We start from the raw sequence: 21,979 nt of genomic DNA on the forward strand, positions 1-21,979 counted from the left end.
CTCTAAATATCCAGCTCAAGTTCCACCGGGCAGTGGTCGGAGCCGAAAATCTCCTGATGGATCGATGCGCTTTGAAGCTGAGCCTTCAGCGCCTCCGACGTCAGAAAATAATCAATCCGCCATCCGGCATTGTTCTTCCGGGCATTAAAACGATAGGACCACCAGGAATATTCGCCTGTTTTCTCCGGATAAAAATAACGGAAGGTATCAATAAAGCCCGCATCTAAAAGCTCCGACATTTTCGCCCGCTCTTCATCGGAAAAGCCTGCGTTTTTCCGGTTTGTCTTCGGATTTTTTAAATCAATCTCCTCATGGGCCACATTTAAATCACCGCAGACAACCACCGGTTTTGTCTTCTCAAGCTCTTTAAGATAATTCCGAAAGGCGTCCTCCCACTCCATCCGATAAGGCAGCCGGGCAAGTCCGTCCTTTGAATTCGGCGTATATACTGTCACCAGGTAGAATTTATCATATTCGACAGTGATCACCCGTCCCTCTGTGTCATGCGCATCGATTCCCATGCCATAAGTGACATTCACCGGTTTTATGCGCGTAAACACGGCGGTTCCCGAATAGCCTTTACGTTCCGCATAGTTCCAATACTGTTCATATCCCGGCAGTTCCAGTTCAATCTGTCCGGCCTGCAGTTTTGTCTCCTGAATACAAAATACATCCGCATCCAGTTCCTTAAATATATCCATAAAACCTTTGCCGACAACGGCGCGCAGGCCGTTGACATTCCATGAAATCAATTTCATCCAAGCCACTCTCCAATCTTTTCTATCAATATCTCATTTGCTTCATGAGTGTTGATTCCTATCCGATAAAAATTCTCATCTAAATTCTCATAATCATCGCAGCAGCGAACCATAATGCCCCGGCGCAGCAGCCATTCTCCCAGCGGTCCCCCGTCACTTTCCGGCGCTTCGAAAAGCAGATAGTTTGCCTGTCCGGCCACCACCCGCAGCCCCAGAGCTTTCAGCTGATCATAAAGCCATTTTCTTTCTTTTTCCACATAATCCCGCACTTTTTTCTCATAATCCGCCGATTTCAGCGCTTCCAGTCCCGCGGCCTCCGCCACGCAGTTGATATTCCAGTCGCACCCGAATTTATCGACGATATCGCCAAGCCCTTCCTGTCCGCACAGCAAGTATCCCAAACGCAATCCGGCAATTCCAAACATTTTTGTAAAGGATTTTAAAATGAGCAGTTTCGGATTTACCTTCAGTTCTCCGATCAGGGAATAACTCTCTCCCTGCCGGACAAATTCCAGAAAGCACTCATCCACCACCAGCCATGTATCCGTATCCCTGCACCGCTGCGCCACAGACATTAAAAAATCCCTGGCCATCAAAAGCCCGGTGGGATTGTTTGGATTACACAAAAACACCATATCCGTTTCCGGCTGAATCTGCCCGCATACATCCGGTTTTACTTCAAAATCTTCATGATTTATCTGATAATAATCAATCCGGGCATCCACACACCGCAGGGCCGCTTCATACTCGGCAAAGGTAGGCGCCAATACAAGGGCACGCCCCGGATGCAGAGCAAAAACTGTTCGAAAAATCACATCCGAGGCCCCATTTCCAATACAAATATTTGACATCGGCAGGCGGTACTTTTCACTCAATGCCTCTTTTAATCTTCTTTTGCTGTCATCCGGATACCATCCGGCCCGGGACAGACTCTCTTCCATGGCCCGCCGGATATTCTCCGGAATTCCAAGCGGTGTCACATTAACAGAAAAATCTATCATCTCTTCTTCTCTTTTCTCCGCAGCGGCGGCGCCGGCCCTACGCTTTCCGCCATGATGAATATTACGCCATACTTTCATGAATCGCATCCAGCACCTTTTCCAACTGTCCGGCAGGCATCTGTCCGGGAGCAGAAGCCTTTTCCCCGGCGCCAAAGGTGATCGCCGAGCCAAACGTCTCCCCGGCCAGACGGCTGATCAGTCCCAATGGTCCCATAGACATGGTTACCACCGGTTTTTCCGTATAGAGCCGCCCCATCTCCTCTGTCGCCGCCAAAAGTTCCAGCACATCCGTTTTTGCCTTTGGCATAACGGCAATCTTCAATATATCCGCGCCCATCTCATCCATCAAAATCAACCGGCGGATCATCTCATCCTTTTCCGGTGTTTTAATAAAATCATGATTGGATGCAATGACGGTCAGCCCCTGTCTGTGGGCGGCCCCAATAAGCGCTTTTGTCACTTTGCCATCCATAAATAATTCCACATCCAGCACATCCGCCTGTCCCGATCCGCAGGCCGCCTGTCCGATTTCCAGATACTGTTCCGGGGGAATCGGTTTTTCACCGCCCTCCTGAATAGAACGGAATGTAAACAACAAAGGTTTATCGCCAAGGCGGCAGCGCAGCGCTTCAAGGGTTTCCCGCAAAGCTTCCCCGTCAAACACATCATCATACCAGTCGGCCCGCCATTCGATCAAATCCGCCGGAAGCTTCTGAATATTCTCCGCTTCCCGCAAAATTTCTTCTCTGCTTTTTCCGCAAATGGGAACACAAATTTTCGGTCTTCCCTCACCAATTGCCAATTTTCTTATATATACTGTATCCATACAAACCTCCAAATTGACATTCTGTCCTTTTTATTTTAATATTTATTTGATATAATGGCAAGCTTTAGATAAAGGAGAACAATTATGGAATCAAGAATCACCGGACATACAGTCCTGACCGGTCTTTTAGGCAGCCCGGTCGCCCACAGCATTTCACCAATGATGCATAACGAATCTTTCCGCCGGCTCGGCTTAGACTATGCCTATCTGGCTTTTGATGTAGGAACCGACAATTTAAAAACCGCCGTTGAAGGCCTCAAGGTTCTCGGCGTCCGCGGTTTTAATCTGACAATGCCGGATAAAAATCTGATGGCTGAATATTGTGATAAGTTGTCCCCGGCGGCCGAGATCATCGGCGCCGTCAACACGGTCGTCAACGACAATGGTGTTCTCACCGGGCATACAACTGACGGCATCGGCTATATGCAGGCCGCGAAAGACGCCGGTTTTGATCTGACCGGGAAAACCATGACATTGCTCGGCGGCGGCGGTGCTGCCACAGCAATTTGTGTCCAGGCTGCTTTGGACGGCCTGAAAGAAATCCATGTCTTTAATATAAAGGACCAGTTTTTCCCACGGCTTCAGTCTCTCGTCGATAAAATCAACGCCCGAACCGACTGTAAAGTCACCTTAGATGATCTGGCGGATAGGGCTGCCCTGAAAAAAGCTGTCGAAGCCAGCCATATTCTGACAAACGGCACTTCCGTCGGCATGAGCCCGAATACGGAGGGCTGTCTCATCACAGATATGTCCATGCTCCGCCCGGATTTAATTGTTTCCGATGTCATCTATAATCCGGAGGAAACCAAATTGCTCCGGCTTGCCCGGGAGCACGGCTGCCGGACCTTCAACGGCCTTTACATGCTTCTCTATCAGGGGGCTGCCGCCTTCACTCTCTGGACTGGCAAAGAAATGCCGGTAGATATTATCAAAGAAAAATATTTTACGCGATAAAATTTATGAAAAATGCGCTTCCCGTTTTAAAAGAAGCGCATTTTTTGTCTTTTAATTTTCGCCAATTTTTTGAATGATCTCATCGCAGATATCATTAATTCTCCGATGATCCGTTGCCACGGCGATATCTGCCGCCGCTTCATATTTGGGCCGGCGTTTTTCCAGCAGATCTGCGATAAAAGCTGTATTTTTGTTACCGCGCAGAAGCGGACGGCTGTCATCATTTTTTACCCGCTCTAAAATCGTTTCCGGCTCGGCCGTCAGCCACACAACGGTCCCCGCCGCTTTCATAATGGCCGCATTCTCATCCCGCAGAGCCATGCCCCCGCCGCAGGAAACGATCAGATTCTTTTCTGACTTCAATTCTTCTAATAATGCCGTTTCCATATTACGAAATGCTTCTTCACCCTTCCGGGCAAAAATATCGGAAATCGACATTCCTTCCTTTTTTACGATCAGGGCATCCGTATCCACTTCCTTCATACCCAGGCGTTTTTTCAGGCGGGAAGAAACTGTCGATTTTCCCGTACCCATAAAACCGATTAATAATATGTTTTTTCTGTCCATTTTATCGCCATCCTGTGTCTGTTTTAATTATGTTCCATTATATCAATTCTTTCTCCGGATGGCAATAAGAAAGGCAGACCGGTAATACACAGGCCTGCGCTTTCCATCCACAATATTTTATTTTCCGTCAATAACTGCTCTGGAAATAACCATCTTCTGCACTTCGGAAGTTCCCTCATACAGAGGAATGATCCGTGCATCACGGTACATGCGCTCAATCGCATAATCCTTCATATAACCGTAACCGCCGTGAATCTGAAGAGATTTATGAGCCACATAAACCGCATTTTCAGAAGCATAATATTTGGCCATAGCTGCCAGCTTGCCGATATTTTCCCCGTGCTGACGACGGTCCGCCGCATTTAATGTAAGCATCTTCGCTGCCTCTGTCCGTGTCGCCATATCCGCCAGATACCACTGAAGTCCCTGATTTGCGTTGATCGGTTTGCCAAACTGGACACGCTGTTTGGAATAATCCACCGCGGCCTCCAGAGCACCCTCGGCCACGCCGACACCCTGGGACGCCATGCCGATACGGCCGCCGTCAAGCCCGGCCATGGCAATCATAAATCCGCGTCCTTCTTTGCCGAGAAGCTGGGTTTTAGGAACACGGCAGTCATCAAAAATCAGCTCGGAAACCGGAGCAGCCCGAAGTCCCATCTTATCTTCGACTTTTCCGATAGAGAAACCTTTTGTGCCGCGGTCAACAATAATTGCCGACATGCCTTTCGTCTTCTTTGCCGGATCCGTCAACGCGATCAGAATGACATAATCTCCTTCATCTTCACCCATATTACTGATGAAGCACTTGGAGCCGTTGATCACATAGTCGCCGCCATCAGGAATAGCTTTTGTCCGGGCGGATGCCGCATCGGAACCTGCATTCGGCTCAGTAAGCGCAAAGGCGCCGACGGCTCCCGTACATGCCATTCTCAGATATTTCTGTTTCTGCTCTTCGGTTCCGTTTCTTAAAAGAATATCATTTGTCAATGTGTGTACAGCAATTAATTCAGCCACACTGGCATCCACTTTGGCAATTTCCATAATCACCAAAGCCTTTGTTACCTCGTCTATACCGGCTCCGCCATACTCTTCCGGCACATTCATGCCTAAAAATCCAACATCCGCAACCTTCTGTACGATTCCCGGCAAAAACTTTGCATTTTTATCCATCTCATCGGCAACCGGCGCCAATTCTGTTTCCGCAAAAGTCTTTGCAAGCTGTACGATCATCTTCTGTTCTTTCGTTAAAATAAAACTCATTTTACTACCTCCCAATACTCTTTTCTCTTTTTACTTGATGCTATTATACATCAGCAATTTTTGTGCCAACTTTTAATCTCACCAAAAATCCGTCATTTTACAAGGGTTTTGATGCATAAATGAAAAAAATCCGATTAAAAGTGATGTTTGTACGCATCACCTTCAACCGGTAAATTCGCTTTTTTATTGATTATATAAGGTTTTTATGAGTGATGCTCTGGCGCATCATCTAAATGATACTGGCGAAGCTTCCTGGAAATCGTTGACTGATTCAATCCCAGAGCCTCCGCCATCTTCCGGGTACTTCCAAACTGATTCCTGGTATTTTCAAGAAGCTGACGTTCCATCTGACTCAAGGCTTCTTTATATGGGAGTATGCCCTTGACAGTCACCTCCCCGCCCTGCATCTCGCCTTTGCAGTACCTCTCCTGGAGATGCTTTGCCCGCATCACCTCATCCTGTTCCAGCACGACAATATTCTCCACCAGATTTTCCAATTCCCGTATATTTCCCGGCCATTCCAAATGGGCCAGAGTCCGGGCCGCCCGCAATGTCAGCCCCTTATTTTTGTTATATTTCTTATTAAAAATCTCCAGAAAATGGTAGCAGAGAGGAATGATATCCTCCGTCCGATCCCGCAGCGGCGGTATTTCCAGCCGAATCACATTCAGCCGATAAAACAAGTCCCTTCGAAACCGTCCCTCTTCCACCATCTGCTCAATATTCTGATTTGTCGCCGCAATGATCCGTACATCCACAGGAATACTTTTTGAGCCACCGACACGAAAAATCTCTTTTTCCTGAATGGCCCGCAAAAGCTTGACCTGCATTTCCGGATTCATCTCGCCCACTTCATCTAAAAATAAAGTGCCCTGGTCCGCCACCTCAAACAAGCCGGCTTTTCCTTTTTTCCGTGCCCCGGTAAAAGCGCCGTCTTCATAGCCGAACAGCTCTGATTCAAACAGGTTTTCCGGAATGGCACCGCAATTGATCTTAACAATAGGCTTATCCCTTCTTCGGCTTGTCTGGCATATATATTTGAAAATAACTTCCTTTCCTGTCCCCGATTCCCCGGTAATCAGCACAGAGGAATCCACATCCTTAATATAATCGATTGTCTGAAGTATTTTTTTCATCTGCGGACTCTCCGCGATAATTTCCATTTTTTCCCGGGACACTATTCTCTCCCCCTTTAATGTGGGTTTAACCTGCAGCTCATATCATACCACTGTTCTCCGCCCCACACGGAGGCAGAAATACCTTCATTTTTAAAGCCCATCTTCGTGTACATCTGAATCTTTTCCTCCAGACAGGTAAGGACAACCATCTCGCGCCCTTTATTTTTTTCTCTCTGCCGGTAAACATCCACCAACATCCGGGCTAATCCCTGTCCCCGGTATTCCGGAAGCACATCCAGCCCCAGCAGCATCACATTTTTTCCCGCAGGATCATACAACCCGGCATCCATAAAAAATTCATCACGAAAAGTATCCTCATTCGTGGACAGCCCGTTTAAAAAGCCTGCCATCTTCCCTGTTTTTCTGTCAATGGCCACTAAAAACAATTCCGGCGCTTTTCTGATGCGTTCAAGCATCATCTGCCTTGAACAGGCTTCGTTTGGCGGAAAACATATCCTTTCGATCTCCGCTGCTTCCTCCCCTTCCGCCATCTGTATATTCCGCAATTCAAATTGTTCTTCGATCATAATTTCACTTACCTTTTAATACTTTTTTCTTTATTTCTCCAGAAGTTTCAAATATTTTCCCCTTAGTTCTTCCGGAATATCAAGCATTTCCATAGCCCTCTCAACAGGCCATCCGGTTTTTCTCATCAAATTTCGAATAGAAGCAAGCCGTTCTTCCTCCACTCCCGTTTCATGGCCCCGGCTTAATCCCTGACTCAGGCCCTGGCTCAATCCTTCCGCACGCGCATCTTCCAATTCTTCCCACAAACGCATATACTTTACACCTGCTCTTCTCTGTTTTTCAATAATCTTCCTCCTTTATGGTAACACAAATCGATATCTATCACAAGAACAGGTTACCATAAAAGGATTGTGAATTCTGTCAAAACCCGCTGTCGAATCCCTGTTTTTCATCGACAAAAGTTTTCTACCCAAGTTTTCCAAAACATTTCAACAAAACTTCAGCGAAAATAAGCGCAAGCAGACTTGTCGCCGTCATCAGCCGGTTTGCCCGCCGTATATCCTCCGGCACAGCCTTCCGTTTTGCATCGCCAAGGGTTGGTTTTTCAACGGGTTTTCCGAAATAGTCATGGGTTCCTCCAAGCTGAATACCCAAAGCTCCGGCGCAGGCGCTTTCCGTCTGGGCACTGTTCGGGCTTAAATGTTTATTCCTGTCCCGCACAAAACACCGCCAGCTTCCGGAAACATCATAACGGCACAGGGCCGCCGCAATAACCATCAAAATTCCGGTCAGACGGGCCGGAATAAAATTCACCGCATCATCCGCTCTGGCCGAAGCCGTTCCAAAATACCGATACTTATCATTCCGATAGCCGACCATGGAATCCAGCGTATTGACGGCTTTATAGGCAAAACCCAAAGGCGCTCCGCCAACCGCCATGAAAAGCATCGGCGCGACAACGCCATCGGTCGTATTCTCCGCCACTGTCTCCACCGTCGCCTTAACGATCTCCTCCTCTGAGAGCTTTTCCGTATCCCGGCCCACAAGCCAGGACAAGCGCTGTCTTGCCAAAGGCAGATCCTGTTTTGCCAGAGCATCATATACCTTTAAAGCCTCCGTCTTCAGACATTTCATTGCCAGAATCTGATACATCCAGAACACTTCCAAAATCCAGGCTGCCCATGGATGAAGCTTTCCAGCCAGATGAAGAAGCCCGCCCGGAATTAAAAATGCCGGAAGGACAACCATTACAGTCAAAACCGCACCGGCCAGCCGCTCTCCATGCCTGTCTTTGGGAAAGATCCGGCGCAGATGCTTTTCCATGAGAGAGATCCACTTTCCGATAATCCGTATCGGATGATACAGCCATACCGGGTCCCCAAAAACTGAATCCAGCAAGAATGCCAGAAATAATTGAATGATTCGATCAATGATCATTTTATTTTTCCTCCATCGCCTGCCTGAATGTCTCCATCGCCGTCACAAATCTCTTGGGAATTTCCGGGTTGGCATAAAAGTATAAATGGGGATAGGCCGCATATATATTTTTTCCGGCCGTTCCGCCGCTCCTGCTCCGCCGTCCCGGCTTCGCCAACAGAAAATCCTCCCCGCCATCCGCCATCAGCGAATAATGAAATTCGTGCGCCATAAAAGTCTCCCCGACCGTTCCGATCAGACTGTCTTTCCGGCAGGTGCCACGCATATAGCCAAAAGGGCCCAATTTCTCCGTCATCCGGCATTTTCCCGGGACAAGTCCCACCATAGGCCAGGACTGAATACGCTCACATAAATACATATACCCGCCGCACTCTCCAATGATTGGAAGGCCCCGGCGGCCAGCCCGAAGGATATTTGCCCGCATGGATTCATTTTTCGAAAGCTTCTCCGCATAAAGCTCCGGATAGCCGCCGCCTATGTAGACTCCATGAATATGTTCCGGCAGTGAGGCATCATGCAGGGGGCTAAATGGTACAATTTCCGCTCCAAGGCGACGCAGCATTTCCAGATTATCCTCATAATAAAAGCAAAAAGCCTCATCCATCGCCACAGCCAGCCGGACATTTCCCACAGGCGAAAATTCCCCAAAGGCATCCTCTGTTTCAAAAGGCGACGCCTTCCCGGCCAATTCAATCAGACCGTCCAGATCGATATATTTTTCTGCCATTGCCCCGAGCAGAGCCAGCTTCTCCGATAAACTTTCCTGTTCTGAGGCTGTCACAAGCCCGAGATGACGGCTCTTCAAAAAAACATTGGAATCCTTCGGCAAAAAGCCATAGACCTTCAGCCCGGTTTCCGTCTCAATCAGCTCCTTATAAAAAGGATACATACCCTCTCGGATGCCATTGAGAATAACTCCCCGGATCATGGACTCTTCCCGAAAATTTTTAAAGCCCTGAATCAGAGCCGCTGCAGATAAGGCCGTTCCCTCCGGGCGCACCACGAGCACCGCCGGCGTTTTCGTTATCAACGCCACATGATAGCTGCTTCCTCTGTCCCCCCGGCCCTGGCCGTCATAATAACCCATAACGCCCTCGATGACGGCCATATCTCTTTCTTTCATGTGCCATGCGAAAATCTTTCGAAGTTTTTCCGGCTCTAAAAAAACACTGTCCAGATTAACGGACGGTGTTCCTGTGATCCGGCGATGGAACATGGGATCAATATAGTCCGGGCCGCATTTATAAGGCGCCAGTTTCATTTTTCGGGCAGCCAGAGCCGCAAGCACCGCCGCTGTCACTGTGGTCTTACCGCAGCCGCTCCCGGTTCCCCCAATCATCAAACTTTTCCCTTTGTCCATCCTTCTCCTCCTCTATATTACTTTCGACACTTCTTCAAGAAATCTGCCGTACTCTTCTTCCCAAATACAGAACTCCGGGTTGCCGCCCCGGATCTCAGCCATAATTTTCTCTGAATCCATCCACACCAGTTCCTCAATTTCTTCCCTCTGATAATTCAGAGTTTCCAGAGATACCTCCGGTTTTAGCAGATAGACAAAATTTACTTCATAATTTTTAAATGGCTGACCGTAAAATTCAAATTCACCGCCCACCAACTGTTTAAAAAGAAATACCAGTTTATCCTCCGACACCCGGATTCCCAGTTCTTCTTCCAATTCACGAACAGCCGTCGATAAAAAGGTCTCTCCCGCCGTCATATGTCCGGCGCTGGAAACATCCAGACATCCCGGAAAAGAATCCTTATCATAACGCCGTCGCTGAAGCAGCACCTGAAAATGACCGTCCGGCTTTACATCCCGGATAACCCATATGTGGGAACCGCCATGCAGATCCCCATCCCGGTGAACGGCCTCCCGCTCTTTCACCCGGCCGATGCGATGGCCGTCCTCATCCAACAACTCAAAATATTCTGTCATTCAAAGTACACATCCAATCTGTTCAGATTTTCTAAAATATCCCTTTCCTCCGGCCTGCGGATCAAAATCACTGAAACACCCTCCAGCCGGGCCGCCTCCAGTTTTTCCGGCAGTCCTCCGGCTGCGCCGCTGTCCTTCGTCACCATCAGCTTCGCCCCGCTTTGTCTCAAAAAGCGACGGTTTGCCTCAACATCGAAGGGCGGCATCTGGGCTGTCCAGTGACATTCCTCCTGAAAAATCTCCCGGCATCGGATTTTTGACGCTTCATTATCCAGCACTCGGGCATAACAGCGTTTTTGAAAATCTTCCACCCCATCCCGATAAACGGACAGCGTTTTTACCCCGGTCAAAAGTGCCGCATTCCCCGGAAGCCGGTTCAAGATTTGGACGGCCTCCAAACTATCTTCCGCCGGATATATTTGAGGCATCTGCCCCTGATCCGCCTGTTCTGCGGCAACATCAGAAAGAATGTCCCGGCGGGTGTAGCGAAAATATTCCAGTCCCAGTTCACGGCAGGCTGCCTTCACTGTCCGGGTCACTTCCACAGCGTAGGGATGGGATGCATCCAGCACATGGGTAACGCCCGCCCGCGACATTTTCCGGATAAATTCTTCCTGATTCAAATAGCCGACCCACAGTCTGACATCAAAACCATCATAGAGAGCAGCTCCCATCTCTGTGGCGGCTGACACGATCACCTCTGCCTTTTTTGACATCAGATACCCCACAGCATCCACCGATTCGCTGGTACCGCCGATTACCAGCCAGCGCATTACCTCTGCCATTGTCCCAGGGCCTTTCCGATGGCAAGCTCCGTCCGGCGAATATCCTCATCCGAATGTACCCCGCTGACAAAAAGGGCTTCAAACTGGGATGGGGCAATATAAATTCCCTCGGCCAGCATTGCTGCAAAATATTCTTTAAATTTTTTCAGATTCGAAGAGGCCGCCGAAGGATAATCGATTACCGGCTGTTTTGTAAAGAATATACTCATCAACGAACCGATTCGGTTGCACACCGCATCCACCTTGTACTTCTCAATATTTTCAGTAAAAGCTTTTTCCAGCTTTGCCGCCTGCGATTCGGCCCGGGCATAAATCTCCAGATGATCTTTCAGTATTTCCAGCGTTTTTATGCCGGCAGCCACCGCCGTCGGATTTCCCGAAAGTGTTCCGGCCTGATAAACCGGGCCGGACGGCGCAACCATTTCCATAATGTCTTTCCTGCCGCCGTAGGCCGCCAACGGCATACCGCCGCCGATAATTTTTCCCATAGTTGTCATATCCGGCAGAACATTGTAATAACCCTGGGCGCCGGAGTAACCAAGCCGAAAGCCGGTGATGACCTCATCAAAAATAAGAAGGCTTCCATAATCCTCCGTAATCTTCCGCAGCCCCTCAAGGAAGCCCGGCCTCGGAAGAACAACGCCCATATTTGCCGCCACAGGTTCCACAATAAGGGCGGCGATCTGATTTCCGCAGGCTTCAAACAAAGCCCTCACACTGTCCAGATCATTATACACCGCCGTCAGCGTTTTTGACGCATAGGCCTCCGGCACACCGGCGCTGTCCGGCACATTCTGAGTCATCAGGCCGGAACCGGCTTTCACCAGAAGGCCGTCGGAATGACCGTGATAACAGCCCTCAAATTTAACGATATAATCCCGGCCCGTATAACCCCGGGCTGCACGGATAGCGCTCATCACCGCCTCGGTTCCCGAATTCACCAGCCGTACCATTTCCACAGATGGAACTGCGTCAATGATCATTTCGCAGAGAGTCACCTCCCCTTCTGTCGGCGCCCCATAGCTTGTTCCCCGGTATACGGCCCGGCAGACCGCCTCCACCACTTCCGGGTGGGCGTGGCCCAGGATCATCGGCCCCCAGGAGCCGATATAATCAATATAGTCATGACCGTCCACATCATAAATGTGACTGCCCTTCGCCCGCTCGATAAATCTCGGCGTCATGCCCACTGCCCGGAAAGCCCGGACCGGACTGCTCACGCCGCCCGGCATCAACCGACAGGCTTTTTCAAATATCTCCTGACTCTTATCCATGAACTCTCACTCCTTCAGCCACCGGGCAATATCCAGTGCATAATAAGTAATGATCATTTTCGCTCCGGCCCGTTTCATCGCCGTCATCGACTCCATGACAACCCGCTTCTCATCAATCCAGCCATTGAGGGCCGCCGCCTTCATCATGGAATATTCGCCGCTGACACTGTAAGTGCACACCGGCAGCGGAAACTCATCGGCAATAGTCTTTAATATATCCAGATAGGCCAGTCCCGGTTTCACCATAAGAATATCGGCGCCTTCCTCCATATCAAGCTCCGCTTCGACGATGGCATCTTTCTTATTGCGCCAGTCCATCTGATAGGATTTCCGGTCGCCAAAGGAAGGGGCGGAATGGGCCGCCTCCCGGAATGGACCGTAAAATGCCGACGCATATTTGATGCTGTAAGCCATGATCAGCACATCGGCAAAACCATTGGCATCCAGCATACAGCGCATATGACCGATGCGTCCGTCCATCATATCCGACGGTGCCACAATATCCGCACCGGCTGCCGCACAGCTGACTGCCGCCTTTGACAGCAATTCCAGTGTCTCATCATTTAAGATCTTGCCCTCATGAATAAGGCCGCAATGCCCATGATCAGTGTACTCACAGAGGCAAATATCGGCAATGCAAATAATTTCCGGATAGTTTTCCTTTGTCATCCGAATCGCCCGCTGGACAATGCCCTCCGGGTTATAGGCTTCGCTTCCCACCGCATCCTTATGATCCGGCACACCGAAAAATAAAACAGCCCGGACGCCGCTGTCCCATATCTCTTTCAAATGTATTTTGAACATATCCAATGAATAGTGGTATATTCCCGGCATGGACGGAATCTCTTCCTTCACCGCCGTTCCCTCAACCACAAACACCGGATAGATCAAATCTGAAAGTTCCACATCATATTCATGTATCATATCCCGGATCGCCTGAGAACTTCTCAGCCGTCTCGGGCGTCTGATCATATCCATTCTTCTCACTCCCTGCTCTGAAGCTGACATAAACACTCGGTCAGCCCCTCAATTGTATATTTTTCAGCCGTCGCCGCCACGGAAAGCCCTGCCTTCTCCGCCTCCCCGGCCGTCACAGGGCCGATACAGATAATCTTCGGATATTCCGTCAGGCCCTCCGCCATTTCGGCAAAGGCTCTTATGGCCGACCCGCTGGCAAAGGTTATATAATCCGCATCCTTCATGGCCCGAAGCAGTAAATCCCGTTTGCGCCGGTCAATCCGGGTTGTATAGGCGGCCACATCTTTATATTGAATTCCCTTTGACTCAAAACAGCGATTCAGAGACTTTGACCCTTCTTCCGCACGAAAAACAAGCACCCTGTCCCCGGAATCCGTCTGTTCAGCCAGCCCCCGGGCCAGACTTTCTGAAGTATAGCTTTCCGGCATATAATCTGTCTGAAATCCATAATTCTCCAACATTTCACCTGTTCCCGGTCCCACCACGGCAAACTTCAAATGGGCCAGCCTCCGATGATCGACTTTAAATTTCTTTGCGGATTCAAAAAAGAGTCTCACCCCGTTGCCGCTCGTAAAAACCAGCCAGGAATAATCTTCAACACTTTGAATCACCGGGAAGAGCACTTCATCCGCCGCCGGTTCCACATAAATCAAACTTAAATCGACAGCCTCCGCCCCTCTTTCAGAAAGACTCTGATGCTGTCTGCGCACCAAATCCCTTGTACCGGTTAAAATAACCCGTTTTCCGCTGAGAGGCAGCGTCTGCCGCCAGCGAAGCTCTTCCGAAAGTCCGGCAACTTCCCCGATGACAAGTATTCCCGGCGGCTGAATATCGGCTTTTTGACATGCTTCCACTATTGTTCCGAGAGTTGCCGTCACCTCTTTCTGACGGCCTGTCGTTCCATTTTGAATGACCGCCGCCGGTGTATTTTTATCTTTACCGTTTTGAAGCAACGCCCCGCAAATTTCTTCCATCCGTTTTATTCCCATAAGGAACACAAGCGTACCGCCACATTTTGCCAGTCCGGCATAGTCAACGCCGCAGGCTTCTCCGCCGCTTCCGGCCGCCTGCTCGTGACCGGTAATAAAATGGACCTGGGAAGCAGCTCCCCGGTGGGTTACCGGAATTCCCGCATAGGCCGGAACGCTGTAAGCCGAAGAAACCCCCGGAACAACCTCATAAGGAATTTCTGCTTTTCTGAGGGCAAGAGCCTCCTCGCCGCCCCGCCCGAAAATAAAAGGATCGCCGCCCTTCAGGCGAACAACGATTTTTCCCTCGAATGCCTTTTCAAGCAAAATTTCCTGAATTTCCTTCTGGCTCATATGATGATGGCCCGATTGCTTTCCGGCATAAATCAGTTCCGCATTTTCACCGGCCTCATTCAGCAGCGCATCAGACGCCAGATAATCATAAACGATCACATCCGCATGTCGAATACACCAAAGTCCTTTCACCGTCACAAGCCCCGCATCTCCCGGCCCGGCGCCAACCAGGAACACTTTGCCCGTTTTCTTTTTTTCCGGCTTAAATTCCGACATCCGCAGATTTTCGGCCAGTTCCTTTCCCAGCTTTTGTGCATCTGTTGCCTTTCCCTGTATATGATCAAAAATCATATGCTCTCCATCCCCGGCAAACCCGGCTTTCATGCAAAGCCGTTCTCCCTCCAGCCATGAAAAAGCGCTGACCGGGGCATTGCATCCTCCGCCGATATTCTTTAGAAAACTCCGCTCCGCCAAAAGCTGATATTCCGCTTCTTTTTGATTCAGTTTCCGGCAAACTTCCGCAAAACTTTTATCTTCCAGCGCCTTTTCAGAAACCTCTACGGCCAGAATCGCCTGTCCCGCCGCCGGGAGAAAATCTTCTTTATTTAAAATTTCATAGTAAAACTGATCATAAAAATCTTCATTGATTTCCTCCGGATCGGCATACTTTTCCCAATCCCGGCGAAGCCGCTCAATTCCGGCCCGGGCCAGAACAATGGCATCGTATTCTCCGGCTTTTAATTTCTGCAGCCGCGTCTGAACATTTCCGCGGATTTCTTTCGTCTGAATCCCCGGATTCAACATCTTTAACTGTAAACTGCGCCGCAGACTTCCTGTTCCGATCACGGTTCCCGGGACCATTTCTCTCAATTGCTTTCCATCCGTCGTCACAACCATATCTTCCCCTTCGGCCCGCTCGATAACAGCCCCCAGAGTAAGTCCCGCCGGAAAATCCACCGGCATATCCTTTGCGCTGTGCACCGCCATATGGATTTTTCCATCCAGCAGCGCCTGTTCCAATTCCTTTGTAAAAATACCTTTGCCGCCAAAACTTCCCAGAGACTTGTCCAGCCGCAGATCCCCCTCTGTAACTATAGGAACAATCTCAATTTCCGTCTCCGGCGTTGTTTTCTTCAGTTTTTCGGCAACAATCCGGGTCTGAACCCGGGCCAGCAGGCTTTTTCGTGTTCCAATTCGGATTTTATCTGTCATTTTCTTCTCCTGTCCGGGCATCCCGAATAATTCGATCGATATCTTCTTCCGTCAAACGTCCCTTATCTTCCAGCGCCGCTTTAAGAACCTTCGCCAGAATTTCCTTCCGCTCGCCGGAATCCCCGGTTGCCTGATGAATACGTTCTCTTGCCTCGACGCCCGTTTCTGCCAATGTCTCATACCAGTCCGGCAGCGTTTCCTGAATCTGCCGGGACACCATTCTGGACAATGCCGGAGTCCGACCGCCCGTTGACACGCCGACCATCAGATTTCCCCGGCGCACCACCGATGGAAAATAAAAATCACAGTCCGCCGGATTGGTTGCGGAATTTGCCGGAATCCGATTCTTTCTGGCCCATAAAACCATCTGATGATTGATCCGCTCATCATCCGTCGCGCAGATAAGCATCGCCACATTGCCGATGCCCTCTTTCCGTGCATTTTGCTCCAGCCATACCGCCGCCGCCAACGGCCCCTCATCCACCGCATGACATTCCAGCCGCTCCGGCGACTGACGTTCTATCAATCCCGGCTCAAATTCCCGGCTGATCACATGGACTTCAGCCCCCATATCTAAAAGCGTCTCCGCTTTGCGAAGAGCCACCTTTCCGCCGCCGATGATCAGACAAATTTCATTTTCTAATTCAATAAACATCGGAAATACAGCCATTTTTATACCTCCTCAAGTACATAGCCCCTCGGTGTGAGCAGCTTGCCGTCACGGATATAAGTCATAGAGTTGCCTATAATGACAATCGTAAACATATCAACCTCTGCATATTTCAAATCTTTTAAAACGGTCAGCTCGCAGGAACTGTTTTCCCGTCCGGCCCGCCGCACAATGCCCACCGGTGTCTCCGGTTTCCGGAATTTCATAATAATGTCTGCCGCCTTTTCGAGATAATCCTTCCGTTTCCTGCTTTTCGGATTATAAAGGCAAATGACAAAATCACCCTCAGCGGCACATTCCACCCGCTTCATGATCTGCTCAAGAGGCACCATCAGATCGCTCAGGCTGATGACGGCAAAATCATTCATCAAAGGAGCTCCCAACATGGATGCTCCGGCGCTGGCGGCGGTCACTCCCGGAATAATCCGAACCGGAATATCCTCTCCCGATGCCTGAACTACCTGGAGCATAATGCCGGCCATTCCATAGATGCCGCTGTCCCCGCTGCTGACCAGGGCAACCTGTTTTCCCTGCATCGCCTCTTCCAAAGCAATTCTGCATCGCTCCACCTCCCGGGTCATCGGCGTATTTAAAAAATTTTTATCCGGAAACAGATTCCGAATCAGATCGATATAGGTTGTATAACCAACGATCACATCCGCCGATTTCATCGCCTCAATGGCCTGAACCGTCATATATTCATAGCCGCCCGGCCCAAATCCGACCACGTCAATTCTTTTCATAAGATTCCTCAACTTTCTTCAAAGCTTCCATAAATTTTTCCAGTTCATTCGGCTCAAGGCTCTCTCTCAGCGCAAAAAAGAAATGGGACACCGCTTTGTCCATTCCCTTTGCCTCCGCCTGAGCACATATTTTTTCTTTCACACACTGCACATCCTGAAAGGATTTCTGAAAGATCATCCATTTTTTAAATTGAACCCGGTAATCTTCCAGAATATCCACTGCCGCAGCCGCTTCCTTCTCCTTTTTTCGATTATTTTCGTCCGCAACCCGGACAAAATCATCGATATTATAATATCCGGTATCCGGAAGTTCCCTGACCCGTTTATCAATATCCGGAGGTACGGCCAAATCCACGAAAACTCGACTTTTTTTCCGAGTCAACGCCTTTTTTACCTTTTCCAAAGTTACCGTATAATGAGGGCTTGACGTTGCACTGATGATCACATCCATTTTATCCAGCCATTCATAACGCTCCCCATAGGGGATTTCCTTATATTGATGACTATCCCCGCCGTGGCAGCGCTGACGCGTTGTCATATAGATCAAAGTTTCTCCTTCAGATAAAAGATTTTTTAAAATGCTGTTTCCAATCTTTCCCGATGCCCCGATGAGAAGCACATTTTTTCCCTTTAAATCCCCCAAAAATTCTCTGGCGGCCTTTACGGCAATGGTGGCTGTGGATACGGGAGTTCTGGACAGGGCTGTCTCCGTCTTAACTTTTTTAGCACCGGTCACCGCATAACGGAAACAGGTATCTAAAAATGGACCGATGGTTCCCGCCTCTCTGGCCTGCCGCTGAGCCTCCTTCACCTGCCCAAGAATCTGGTCCTCGCCCATCACCATGGAATCCAATCCGGCGGCCACCATAAAAAGATGACGTTCCGCCTTCTCACCCTCGTAAAATCTCAAATATTCCGCACCGTCAATCCCCTCCGGGAATTCCAACATCCGAAGCAATCCCTGGGCTGCCCCGGAAAAAATCTCCCTTTGGTTTTCATCGGCACCATACAGATATATTTCCAGCCGGTTGCAGGTGGACAAAAGGACACATTCTTCAATGTATCCGCCGGAAACCATATTCTTTAAATATTCAATCTGCTTTTCCCTTGTCAGCGCAAAACAGCTTCTTATATTTAAATCCGCCGTTTTATGACTGACACTGATTAATTGTATACTCATAAATCGATCGTCTGCCTTATCTCTGCTGCCGCAAAAGTAATTCCCTCATATTTTTGTTTTTTTATACTTAAACGGGCCGTTTCTTTTTCCATGAACTGCCGTCCCGTTTCATAGCCCCCGCCTGCCATGGATTTTGCAGCCAGATAGGCGCTTGCCTCCGCCACCGATCCGACCCCGAGGGTCTTTTCCACAAAAGGCGAATATTCCAGCGGGCCTCCCGGCACCGACTCAAAATCCAGATGGCTTATCATTTTTCTTGAAATGATCATCAATGGGACTTCCAGCCCTTCAGCCAGAGCATGAATCGCCGCCTCCCCGGCTTTTCTGTCCACTGTGGCCACAGCCCGGATACACCGTATATCCGGAAGAAATTTTCCGGCAAACGCCTGAAAGGCTCCCGCCATCCGCTCCGGCGCCATATCTTTCTTACAGCCCACGCCCAGCACCAATGTCTGGGGGCGAAGATAAAGAGTCTTTTCCGCCGTTTCTTCTATATAAAAAGGGTCGATGACAACCCTGGCCTCTCCTTTATCAAGCAGCTGCCCGCTGACGTATTTCAGTGCGGGCAGATTTTCAATCAATAACTGATTCTTTTTCGCCACCTCATCAAAGGCAACCCTGCCTTCCACATCGGTGGCTGTCGTCACTACCGGCCGTCCACCGGTCACTTCCGCCAATCGGCCAGCCAGTTCATTGGCCCCGCCGAGATGGCCGGATAAAAGACTGATCACCCATTGGCCCCGCGTATCCATAACGATCACTGCCGGATCTTTATCCTTTCCCCGAAGCAAAGGCCCGATATGGCGCACCACAATTCCGGCGGCCATCACGCAGACAATGGCATCCATCGCTTCCCATGCCGATTTTATATTCTGTTTTAAATCCGCCTTTGGGAAAATCTTTCCCGGCCACTGTTCATTCAGCCGACGTGCCAGCGCAAATCCCTGCTCCGTCAGCGCAAAATATCCGATCTTCATCACTATTTCCGTTTCAATGTCCTGAGCCGGGCTTTCGTTTCCTTATCCACCCGGTAGGATTCACATATTTTCTGAATTGCCTTATTGTGGGTAAAATCATCCAGCCGGTTTCCTCGGATATATCTTTCCGTCATTTCCGGCATATGGATATAAAATACTGAAATTGCCCAGGCAACTGCCATCTGCACATAATAATCCGGATGATCCATCGCGTCAAAATACCCGAAAACCGCCGGGGCATATTCAGGCAGGGCATAATAATCCAGCGCCATCACTGAGGCAAAGCGCCGATCATAGGTCTCTGCCGACTTAAAATAGGGTTTCAAAAACTCCCAGACAATCTCCCGGTTCTTTTCCGCAAACTTTAAAGTGGAACAAAAACAATCGCAGACAGCCCAATTATGAATATCCAGAACAAAGGCACGAATCCGCTCCAACCGTTCCTCCAAATCCATCTTCCCATATCCAACCATAAAACCGCGCAGCATATCCTCCTCATAATACCGATTCGGCGCCGCATCAAAATATTCCCGCCAGTCATCTTTCACCAGTTTCTTTGCCAGCTTGCGCAGCTCCGGCACCCGCACCCCGAGAATATTTTCTGTTCCCGGCACCAGCTTGCTGTGAAAGGCGCGATAGTCCTCATCCGCCATCTCTATAAGCATTTGTCTCACAGTTTCAACATCCATGGTTCTTCTCCAAATCGATCAATCTTTGCTTCACATCCAGGCCGCCGGCATAGCCGACCAGTTTCCCGTTCGCTCCAATCACCCGGTGGCACGGAATCACGATCATAATCGGATTGTGATGATTTGCCATGCCGACCGCCCTTGCCGCTGTCGGTTTGCCGACAGCCCTTGCAATATCGCCATAGGTACGCGTTTCTCCATACGGAATTTCCTGCAGCTCACTCCACACACTTTGAAAAAAAGCGGTTCCATCCGGCTTTAACGGTAAATCAAAGATTTTTCTCACACCCGCAAAATACTCCCGAAGCTGACGTTCCGCCTCAGCCAGTATCTCCGTTTTTTCTGTTGCCGCTCCGACATACGTCTCCGCCGACTTAATCACTTTCCCCTCTGAACTCAGCCTCGCCGCCGGTACATCCGCCAGTGAAATTTCCTTGATAAACCCGGCGTCTTCCACCAGCCGGAGCTTTCCGATCGGCGAAGCCATAAAATACTGATACATTCTGCCCACGTACCTCCTCTGCCTGTAAATCTGTTCATGATTTCCAATTATTCTAAGTATACAACAGGTTCCCACAACTGTCCAATAAAATAGTGAAATCCCCGTAATGGTGCAGATTACGGGGATTTCAGTTGATTTAAGGAAGTTTATTAATTATGTTTGATTTATTGAAAAATCATCTTAAAACATGATTTGAAATAACTACACGCTGGATTTCGTTTGTTCCTTCAAAAATCTGATGGATTTTTGCATCACGCATCAATTTTTCAACCGGATATTCTCTGCTGTAACCATAGCCGCCAAAAATCTGAACAGCCTCTGAAGTAACTTCCATCGCAATATCGCTGCAATAGCATTTGGTAATTGCAGATTCCTTTCCATATGGAAATCCCACGTCCATTAACCGACAAGAATGAGCAACCATCTGTCTGGCTGTCTCAATTTTTATTGCCATATCCGCAATTTTAAACCCAATTGCCTGATTTTTTATGATCGGCTTGCCAAACTGAATACGTTCTTTTCCATAAGCCACTGCCTCGTTCATCGCCCTCTGGGCAATGCCTACGGCAAGACAACCGACAAAGGTTCTTGCAATATCCAGAATCTGCATGGCAATCTTAAAACCTTCACCCTCTTTTCCAAGAAGATTTTCCGCCGGAATACGACATTCTTCCATAACGACATCACATGTATTTGAACAACGAATACCCATTTTGTCCTCATGCTTACCTGTGGAAAGCCCAGGTGTCCCGGCTTCAACGATGAAGGCGCTCATTCCTTTCAGACCCTTTGCTTTATCCGTCAAAGCCATGATCAGATAAACGCCGGCAACTCCACCATTTGTAATAAAACATTTTCGTCCATTTAAAACATAGGTATCGCCTTCTTTGCGCGCAGTTGTTTTTACATTGGAAGCATCTGAACCGGCCTGAGGCTCCGTCAAGGCAAAAGCGCCAAAAGAGCCCTCAACAATCTTATGAAAAACCCTCTTTTTCTGTTCTTCATTTCCAAACATTAATGTACCCTTGACAGCCAGATTACTGACAGCAAAAGTTAAAGCAAAACCGGCATCAGCCTGAGCCATTTCCTCAAGAATCGCGGCCACAGACACCCTGTCCAATCCAAATCCACCGTATTCCTCCGGAATTTCCAGCATATGAAGCTGCATTTCCATGGCCTTCTGATAAATTTCTCTCGGCCATTCTCCTGTGCGATCATACTCTTTACAAGGCTCCTTAACTTCTTTATTGCAGAAGTCTCTGACTGCTTCAACCAGTTCCTTTGTTTCTTCAGAATAAATATAACCCATTTTAAATCTC

The 21,979-nt window shown here is 49.1% G+C and carries 23 protein-coding genes; 1 reads left to right on the plus strand and 22 read right to left on the minus strand.

Going from position 1 to position 21,979, the window contains the following annotated elements:
• Positions 1-2 precede the first annotated feature (2 nt).
• Genes ACMN7X_RS10365 through aroD form a run of 3 tightly spaced genes read right to left on the minus strand, consistent with a single transcriptional unit; the run spans position 3 to position 2,585 of the window.
• Positions 3-758 carry an exodeoxyribonuclease III gene (locus tag ACMN7X_RS10365; protein ID WP_418747395.1) on the minus strand — a complete coding sequence of 252 codons (756 nt, stop codon included), beginning with the start codon at positions 756-758 and terminating at the stop codon, positions 3-5.
• Complete coding sequence (cobD, locus tag ACMN7X_RS10370) at positions 755-1,837, minus strand: threonine-phosphate decarboxylase CobD (protein WP_418747396.1); 1,083 nt, start codon at positions 1,835-1,837, stop codon at positions 755-757. Before cobD ends, ACMN7X_RS10365 begins: the two co-directional genes overlap by 4 nt.
• The gene (aroD, locus tag ACMN7X_RS10375) at positions 1,821-2,585 is read right to left on the minus strand and encodes a type I 3-dehydroquinate dehydratase (protein ID WP_418747397.1); all 765 of its coding nucleotides are present in this window, start codon (positions 2,583-2,585) and stop codon (positions 1,821-1,823) included. The genes cobD and aroD overlap by 17 nt, the downstream gene beginning before the upstream one ends.
• Positions 2,586-2,669: 84 nt before the next feature.
• On the opposite strand from aroD, the gene ACMN7X_RS10380 reads away from it, so the two are divergent.
• The gene (locus tag ACMN7X_RS10380; protein WP_418747398.1) at positions 2,670-3,539 is read left to right on the plus strand and encodes a shikimate dehydrogenase; all 870 of its coding nucleotides are present in this window, start codon (positions 2,670-2,672) and stop codon (positions 3,537-3,539) included.
• 51 nt (positions 3,540-3,590) lie between these two features.
• On the opposite strand, the gene ACMN7X_RS10385 is transcribed toward ACMN7X_RS10380, so the two are convergent.
• The 19 genes from ACMN7X_RS10385 to ACMN7X_RS10475 all read right to left on the minus strand — a co-directional run bounded on the left by ACMN7X_RS10385 (position 3,591) and on the right by ACMN7X_RS10475 (position 21,969).
• A complete protein-coding gene (locus ACMN7X_RS10385) occupies positions 3,591-4,106 on the minus strand; it encodes a shikimate kinase (RefSeq protein WP_418747399.1) in 516 nt (171 codons plus the stop codon).
• Between the two features lie 117 nt (positions 4,107-4,223).
• Positions 4,224-5,369, minus strand: a complete 1,146-nt coding sequence (locus tag ACMN7X_RS10390; protein WP_418747400.1) for an acyl-CoA dehydrogenase family protein — start codon at positions 5,367-5,369, stop codon at positions 4,224-4,226.
• A 203-nt stretch (positions 5,370-5,572) separates the two neighbouring features.
• The gene (locus tag ACMN7X_RS10395; RefSeq protein WP_418747401.1) at positions 5,573-6,547 is read right to left on the minus strand and encodes a sigma-54 interaction domain-containing protein; all 975 of its coding nucleotides are present in this window, start codon (positions 6,545-6,547) and stop codon (positions 5,573-5,575) included.
• A 14-nt stretch (positions 6,548-6,561) separates the two neighbouring features.
• Positions 6,562-7,074, minus strand: coding sequence for a GNAT family N-acetyltransferase (locus tag ACMN7X_RS10400; RefSeq protein ID WP_418747402.1), 513 nt, complete (start codon positions 7,072-7,074; stop codon positions 6,562-6,564).
• 30 nt (positions 7,075-7,104) lie between these two features.
• Positions 7,105-7,326: a hypothetical protein gene (locus ACMN7X_RS10405; protein ID WP_418747403.1), complete on the minus strand. Its 222-nt coding sequence runs from the start codon at positions 7,324-7,326 to the stop codon at positions 7,105-7,107.
• A gap of 154 nt (positions 7,327-7,480) precedes the next feature.
• Positions 7,481-8,452 (minus strand): adenosylcobinamide-phosphate synthase CbiB, encoded by a 972-nt coding sequence (gene cbiB, locus ACMN7X_RS10410; protein ID WP_418747404.1) that lies wholly within the window; start codon positions 8,450-8,452, stop codon positions 7,481-7,483.
• 1 nt (position 8,453) lies between these two features.
• The gene (locus tag ACMN7X_RS10415; RefSeq protein WP_418747405.1) at positions 8,454-9,812 is read right to left on the minus strand and encodes a cobyrinate a,c-diamide synthase; all 1,359 of its coding nucleotides are present in this window, start codon (positions 9,810-9,812) and stop codon (positions 8,454-8,456) included.
• A gap of 12 nt (positions 9,813-9,824) precedes the next feature.
• Complete coding sequence (locus tag ACMN7X_RS10420; RefSeq protein WP_418747406.1) at positions 9,825-10,388, minus strand: NUDIX hydrolase; 564 nt, start codon at positions 10,386-10,388, stop codon at positions 9,825-9,827.
• Positions 10,385-11,173 carry a precorrin-6A/cobalt-precorrin-6A reductase gene (locus ACMN7X_RS10425; protein WP_418747407.1) on the minus strand — a complete coding sequence of 263 codons (789 nt, stop codon included), beginning with the start codon at positions 11,171-11,173 and terminating at the stop codon, positions 10,385-10,387. Before ACMN7X_RS10425 ends, ACMN7X_RS10420 begins: the two co-directional genes overlap by 4 nt.
• Positions 11,161-12,447: a glutamate-1-semialdehyde 2,1-aminomutase gene (gene hemL / locus ACMN7X_RS10430; protein WP_418747408.1), complete on the minus strand. Its 1,287-nt coding sequence runs from the start codon at positions 12,445-12,447 to the stop codon at positions 11,161-11,163. The genes ACMN7X_RS10425 and hemL overlap by 13 nt, the downstream gene beginning before the upstream one ends.
• 6 nt (positions 12,448-12,453) lie before the next feature.
• On the minus strand, positions 12,454-13,425 hold the full coding sequence (gene hemB / locus ACMN7X_RS10435) for a porphobilinogen synthase (RefSeq protein WP_418747409.1): 972 nt from the start codon (positions 13,423-13,425) through the stop codon (positions 12,454-12,456).
• A 5-nt stretch (positions 13,426-13,430) separates the two neighbouring features.
• Complete coding sequence (gene cobA, locus ACMN7X_RS10440) at positions 13,431-15,899, minus strand: uroporphyrinogen-III C-methyltransferase (RefSeq protein WP_418747410.1); 2,469 nt, start codon at positions 15,897-15,899, stop codon at positions 13,431-13,433.
• Positions 15,889-16,569: a precorrin-2 dehydrogenase/sirohydrochlorin ferrochelatase family protein gene (locus tag ACMN7X_RS10445; RefSeq protein ID WP_418747411.1), complete on the minus strand. Its 681-nt coding sequence runs from the start codon at positions 16,567-16,569 to the stop codon at positions 15,889-15,891. The genes cobA and ACMN7X_RS10445 overlap by 11 nt, the downstream gene beginning before the upstream one ends.
• 2 nt (positions 16,570-16,571) lie before the next feature.
• Positions 16,572-17,312: a precorrin-3B C(17)-methyltransferase gene (gene cobJ / locus ACMN7X_RS10450; protein ID WP_418747412.1), complete on the minus strand. Its 741-nt coding sequence runs from the start codon at positions 17,310-17,312 to the stop codon at positions 16,572-16,574.
• A complete protein-coding gene (gene hemA, locus ACMN7X_RS10455; protein ID WP_418747413.1) occupies positions 17,299-18,492 on the minus strand; it encodes a glutamyl-tRNA reductase in 1,194 nt (397 codons plus the stop codon). Before hemA ends, cobJ begins: the two co-directional genes overlap by 14 nt.
• Positions 18,489-19,469, minus strand: coding sequence for a cobalt-precorrin 5A hydrolase (locus ACMN7X_RS10460; RefSeq protein ID WP_418747414.1), 981 nt, complete (start codon positions 19,467-19,469; stop codon positions 18,489-18,491). Before ACMN7X_RS10460 ends, hemA begins: the two co-directional genes overlap by 4 nt.
• A 2-nt stretch (positions 19,470-19,471) precedes the next feature.
• Positions 19,472-20,158: a DNA alkylation repair protein gene (locus ACMN7X_RS10465; RefSeq protein ID WP_418747415.1), complete on the minus strand. Its 687-nt coding sequence runs from the start codon at positions 20,156-20,158 to the stop codon at positions 19,472-19,474.
• Positions 20,148-20,660 carry a methylated-DNA--[protein]-cysteine S-methyltransferase gene (locus ACMN7X_RS10470; RefSeq protein WP_418747416.1) on the minus strand — a complete coding sequence of 171 codons (513 nt, stop codon included), beginning with the start codon at positions 20,658-20,660 and terminating at the stop codon, positions 20,148-20,150. The genes ACMN7X_RS10465 and ACMN7X_RS10470 overlap by 11 nt, the downstream gene beginning before the upstream one ends.
• A 175-nt stretch (positions 20,661-20,835) precedes the next feature.
• Positions 20,836-21,969, minus strand: coding sequence for an acyl-CoA dehydrogenase family protein (locus tag ACMN7X_RS10475; protein ID WP_418747417.1), 1,134 nt, complete (start codon positions 21,967-21,969; stop codon positions 20,836-20,838).
• Between the last annotated feature and the right edge of the window lie 10 nt (positions 21,970-21,979).

The organism is Frisingicoccus sp., from assembly GCF_048388605.1.
Classification (GTDB): Bacteria; Bacillota; Clostridia; order Lachnospirales; family Lachnospiraceae; genus Frisingicoccus.

What these genes read in the sequence shown, in the direction of transcription:
- ACMN7X_RS10365 (WP_418747395.1), bottom strand. Translation starts at nt 758, where the DNA reads ATGAAATTGATTTCATGGAATGTCAACGGCCTGCGCGCCGTTGTCGGC.
- cobD (WP_418747396.1), bottom strand. Translation starts at nt 1,837, where the DNA reads ATGAAAGTATGGCGTAATATTCATCATGGCGGAAAGCGTAGGGCCGGC.
- aroD (WP_418747397.1), bottom strand. Translation starts at nt 2,585, where the DNA reads ATGGATACAGTATATATAAGAAAATTGGCAATTGGTGAGGGAAGACCG.
- ACMN7X_RS10380 (WP_418747398.1), top strand. Translation starts at nt 2,670, where the DNA reads ATGGAATCAAGAATCACCGGACATACAGTCCTGACCGGTCTTTTAGGC.
- ACMN7X_RS10385 (WP_418747399.1), bottom strand. Translation starts at nt 4,106, where the DNA reads ATGGACAGAAAAAACATATTATTAATCGGTTTTATGGGTACGGGAAAA.
- ACMN7X_RS10390 (WP_418747400.1), bottom strand. Translation starts at nt 5,369, where the DNA reads ATGAGTTTTATTTTAACGAAAGAACAGAAGATGATCGTACAGCTTGCA.
- ACMN7X_RS10400 (WP_418747402.1), bottom strand. Translation starts at nt 7,074, where the DNA reads ATGATCGAAGAACAATTTGAATTGCGGAATATACAGATGGCGGAAGGG.
- ACMN7X_RS10405 (WP_418747403.1), bottom strand. Translation starts at nt 7,326, where the DNA reads ATGCGTTTGTGGGAAGAATTGGAAGATGCGCGTGCGGAAGGATTGAGC.
- cbiB (WP_418747404.1), bottom strand. Translation starts at nt 8,452, where the DNA reads ATGATCATTGATCGAATCATTCAATTATTTCTGGCATTCTTGCTGGAT.
- ACMN7X_RS10415 (WP_418747405.1), bottom strand. Translation starts at nt 9,812, where the DNA reads ATGGACAAAGGGAAAAGTTTGATGATTGGGGGAACCGGGAGCGGCTGC.
- ACMN7X_RS10420 (WP_418747406.1), bottom strand. Translation starts at nt 10,388, where the DNA reads ATGACAGAATATTTTGAGTTGTTGGATGAGGACGGCCATCGCATCGGC.
- ACMN7X_RS10425 (WP_418747407.1), bottom strand. Translation starts at nt 11,173, where the DNA reads ATGGCAGAGGTAATGCGCTGGCTGGTAATCGGCGGTACCAGCGAATCG.
- hemL (WP_418747408.1), bottom strand. Translation starts at nt 12,447, where the DNA reads ATGGATAAGAGTCAGGAGATATTTGAAAAAGCCTGTCGGTTGATGCCG.
- hemB (WP_418747409.1), bottom strand. Translation starts at nt 13,425, where the DNA reads ATGGATATGATCAGACGCCCGAGACGGCTGAGAAGTTCTCAGGCGATC.
- cobA (WP_418747410.1), bottom strand. Translation starts at nt 15,899, where the DNA reads ATGACAGATAAAATCCGAATTGGAACACGAAAAAGCCTGCTGGCCCGG.
- ACMN7X_RS10445 (WP_418747411.1), bottom strand. Translation starts at nt 16,569, where the DNA reads ATGGCTGTATTTCCGATGTTTATTGAATTAGAAAATGAAATTTGTCTG.
- cobJ (WP_418747412.1), bottom strand. Translation starts at nt 17,312, where the DNA reads ATGAAAAGAATTGACGTGGTCGGATTTGGGCCGGGCGGCTATGAATAT.
- hemA (WP_418747413.1), bottom strand. Translation starts at nt 18,492, where the DNA reads ATGAGTATACAATTAATCAGTGTCAGTCATAAAACGGCGGATTTAAAT.
- ACMN7X_RS10460 (WP_418747414.1), bottom strand. Translation starts at nt 19,469, where the DNA reads ATGAAGATCGGATATTTTGCGCTGACGGAGCAGGGATTTGCGCTGGCA.
- ACMN7X_RS10465 (WP_418747415.1), bottom strand. Translation starts at nt 20,158, where the DNA reads ATGGATGTTGAAACTGTGAGACAAATGCTTATAGAGATGGCGGATGAG.
- ACMN7X_RS10470 (WP_418747416.1), bottom strand. Translation starts at nt 20,660, where the DNA reads ATGTATCAGTATTTTATGGCTTCGCCGATCGGAAAGCTCCGGCTGGTG.
- ACMN7X_RS10475 (WP_418747417.1), bottom strand. Translation starts at nt 21,969, where the DNA reads ATGGGTTATATTTATTCTGAAGAAACAAAGGAACTGGTTGAAGCAGTC.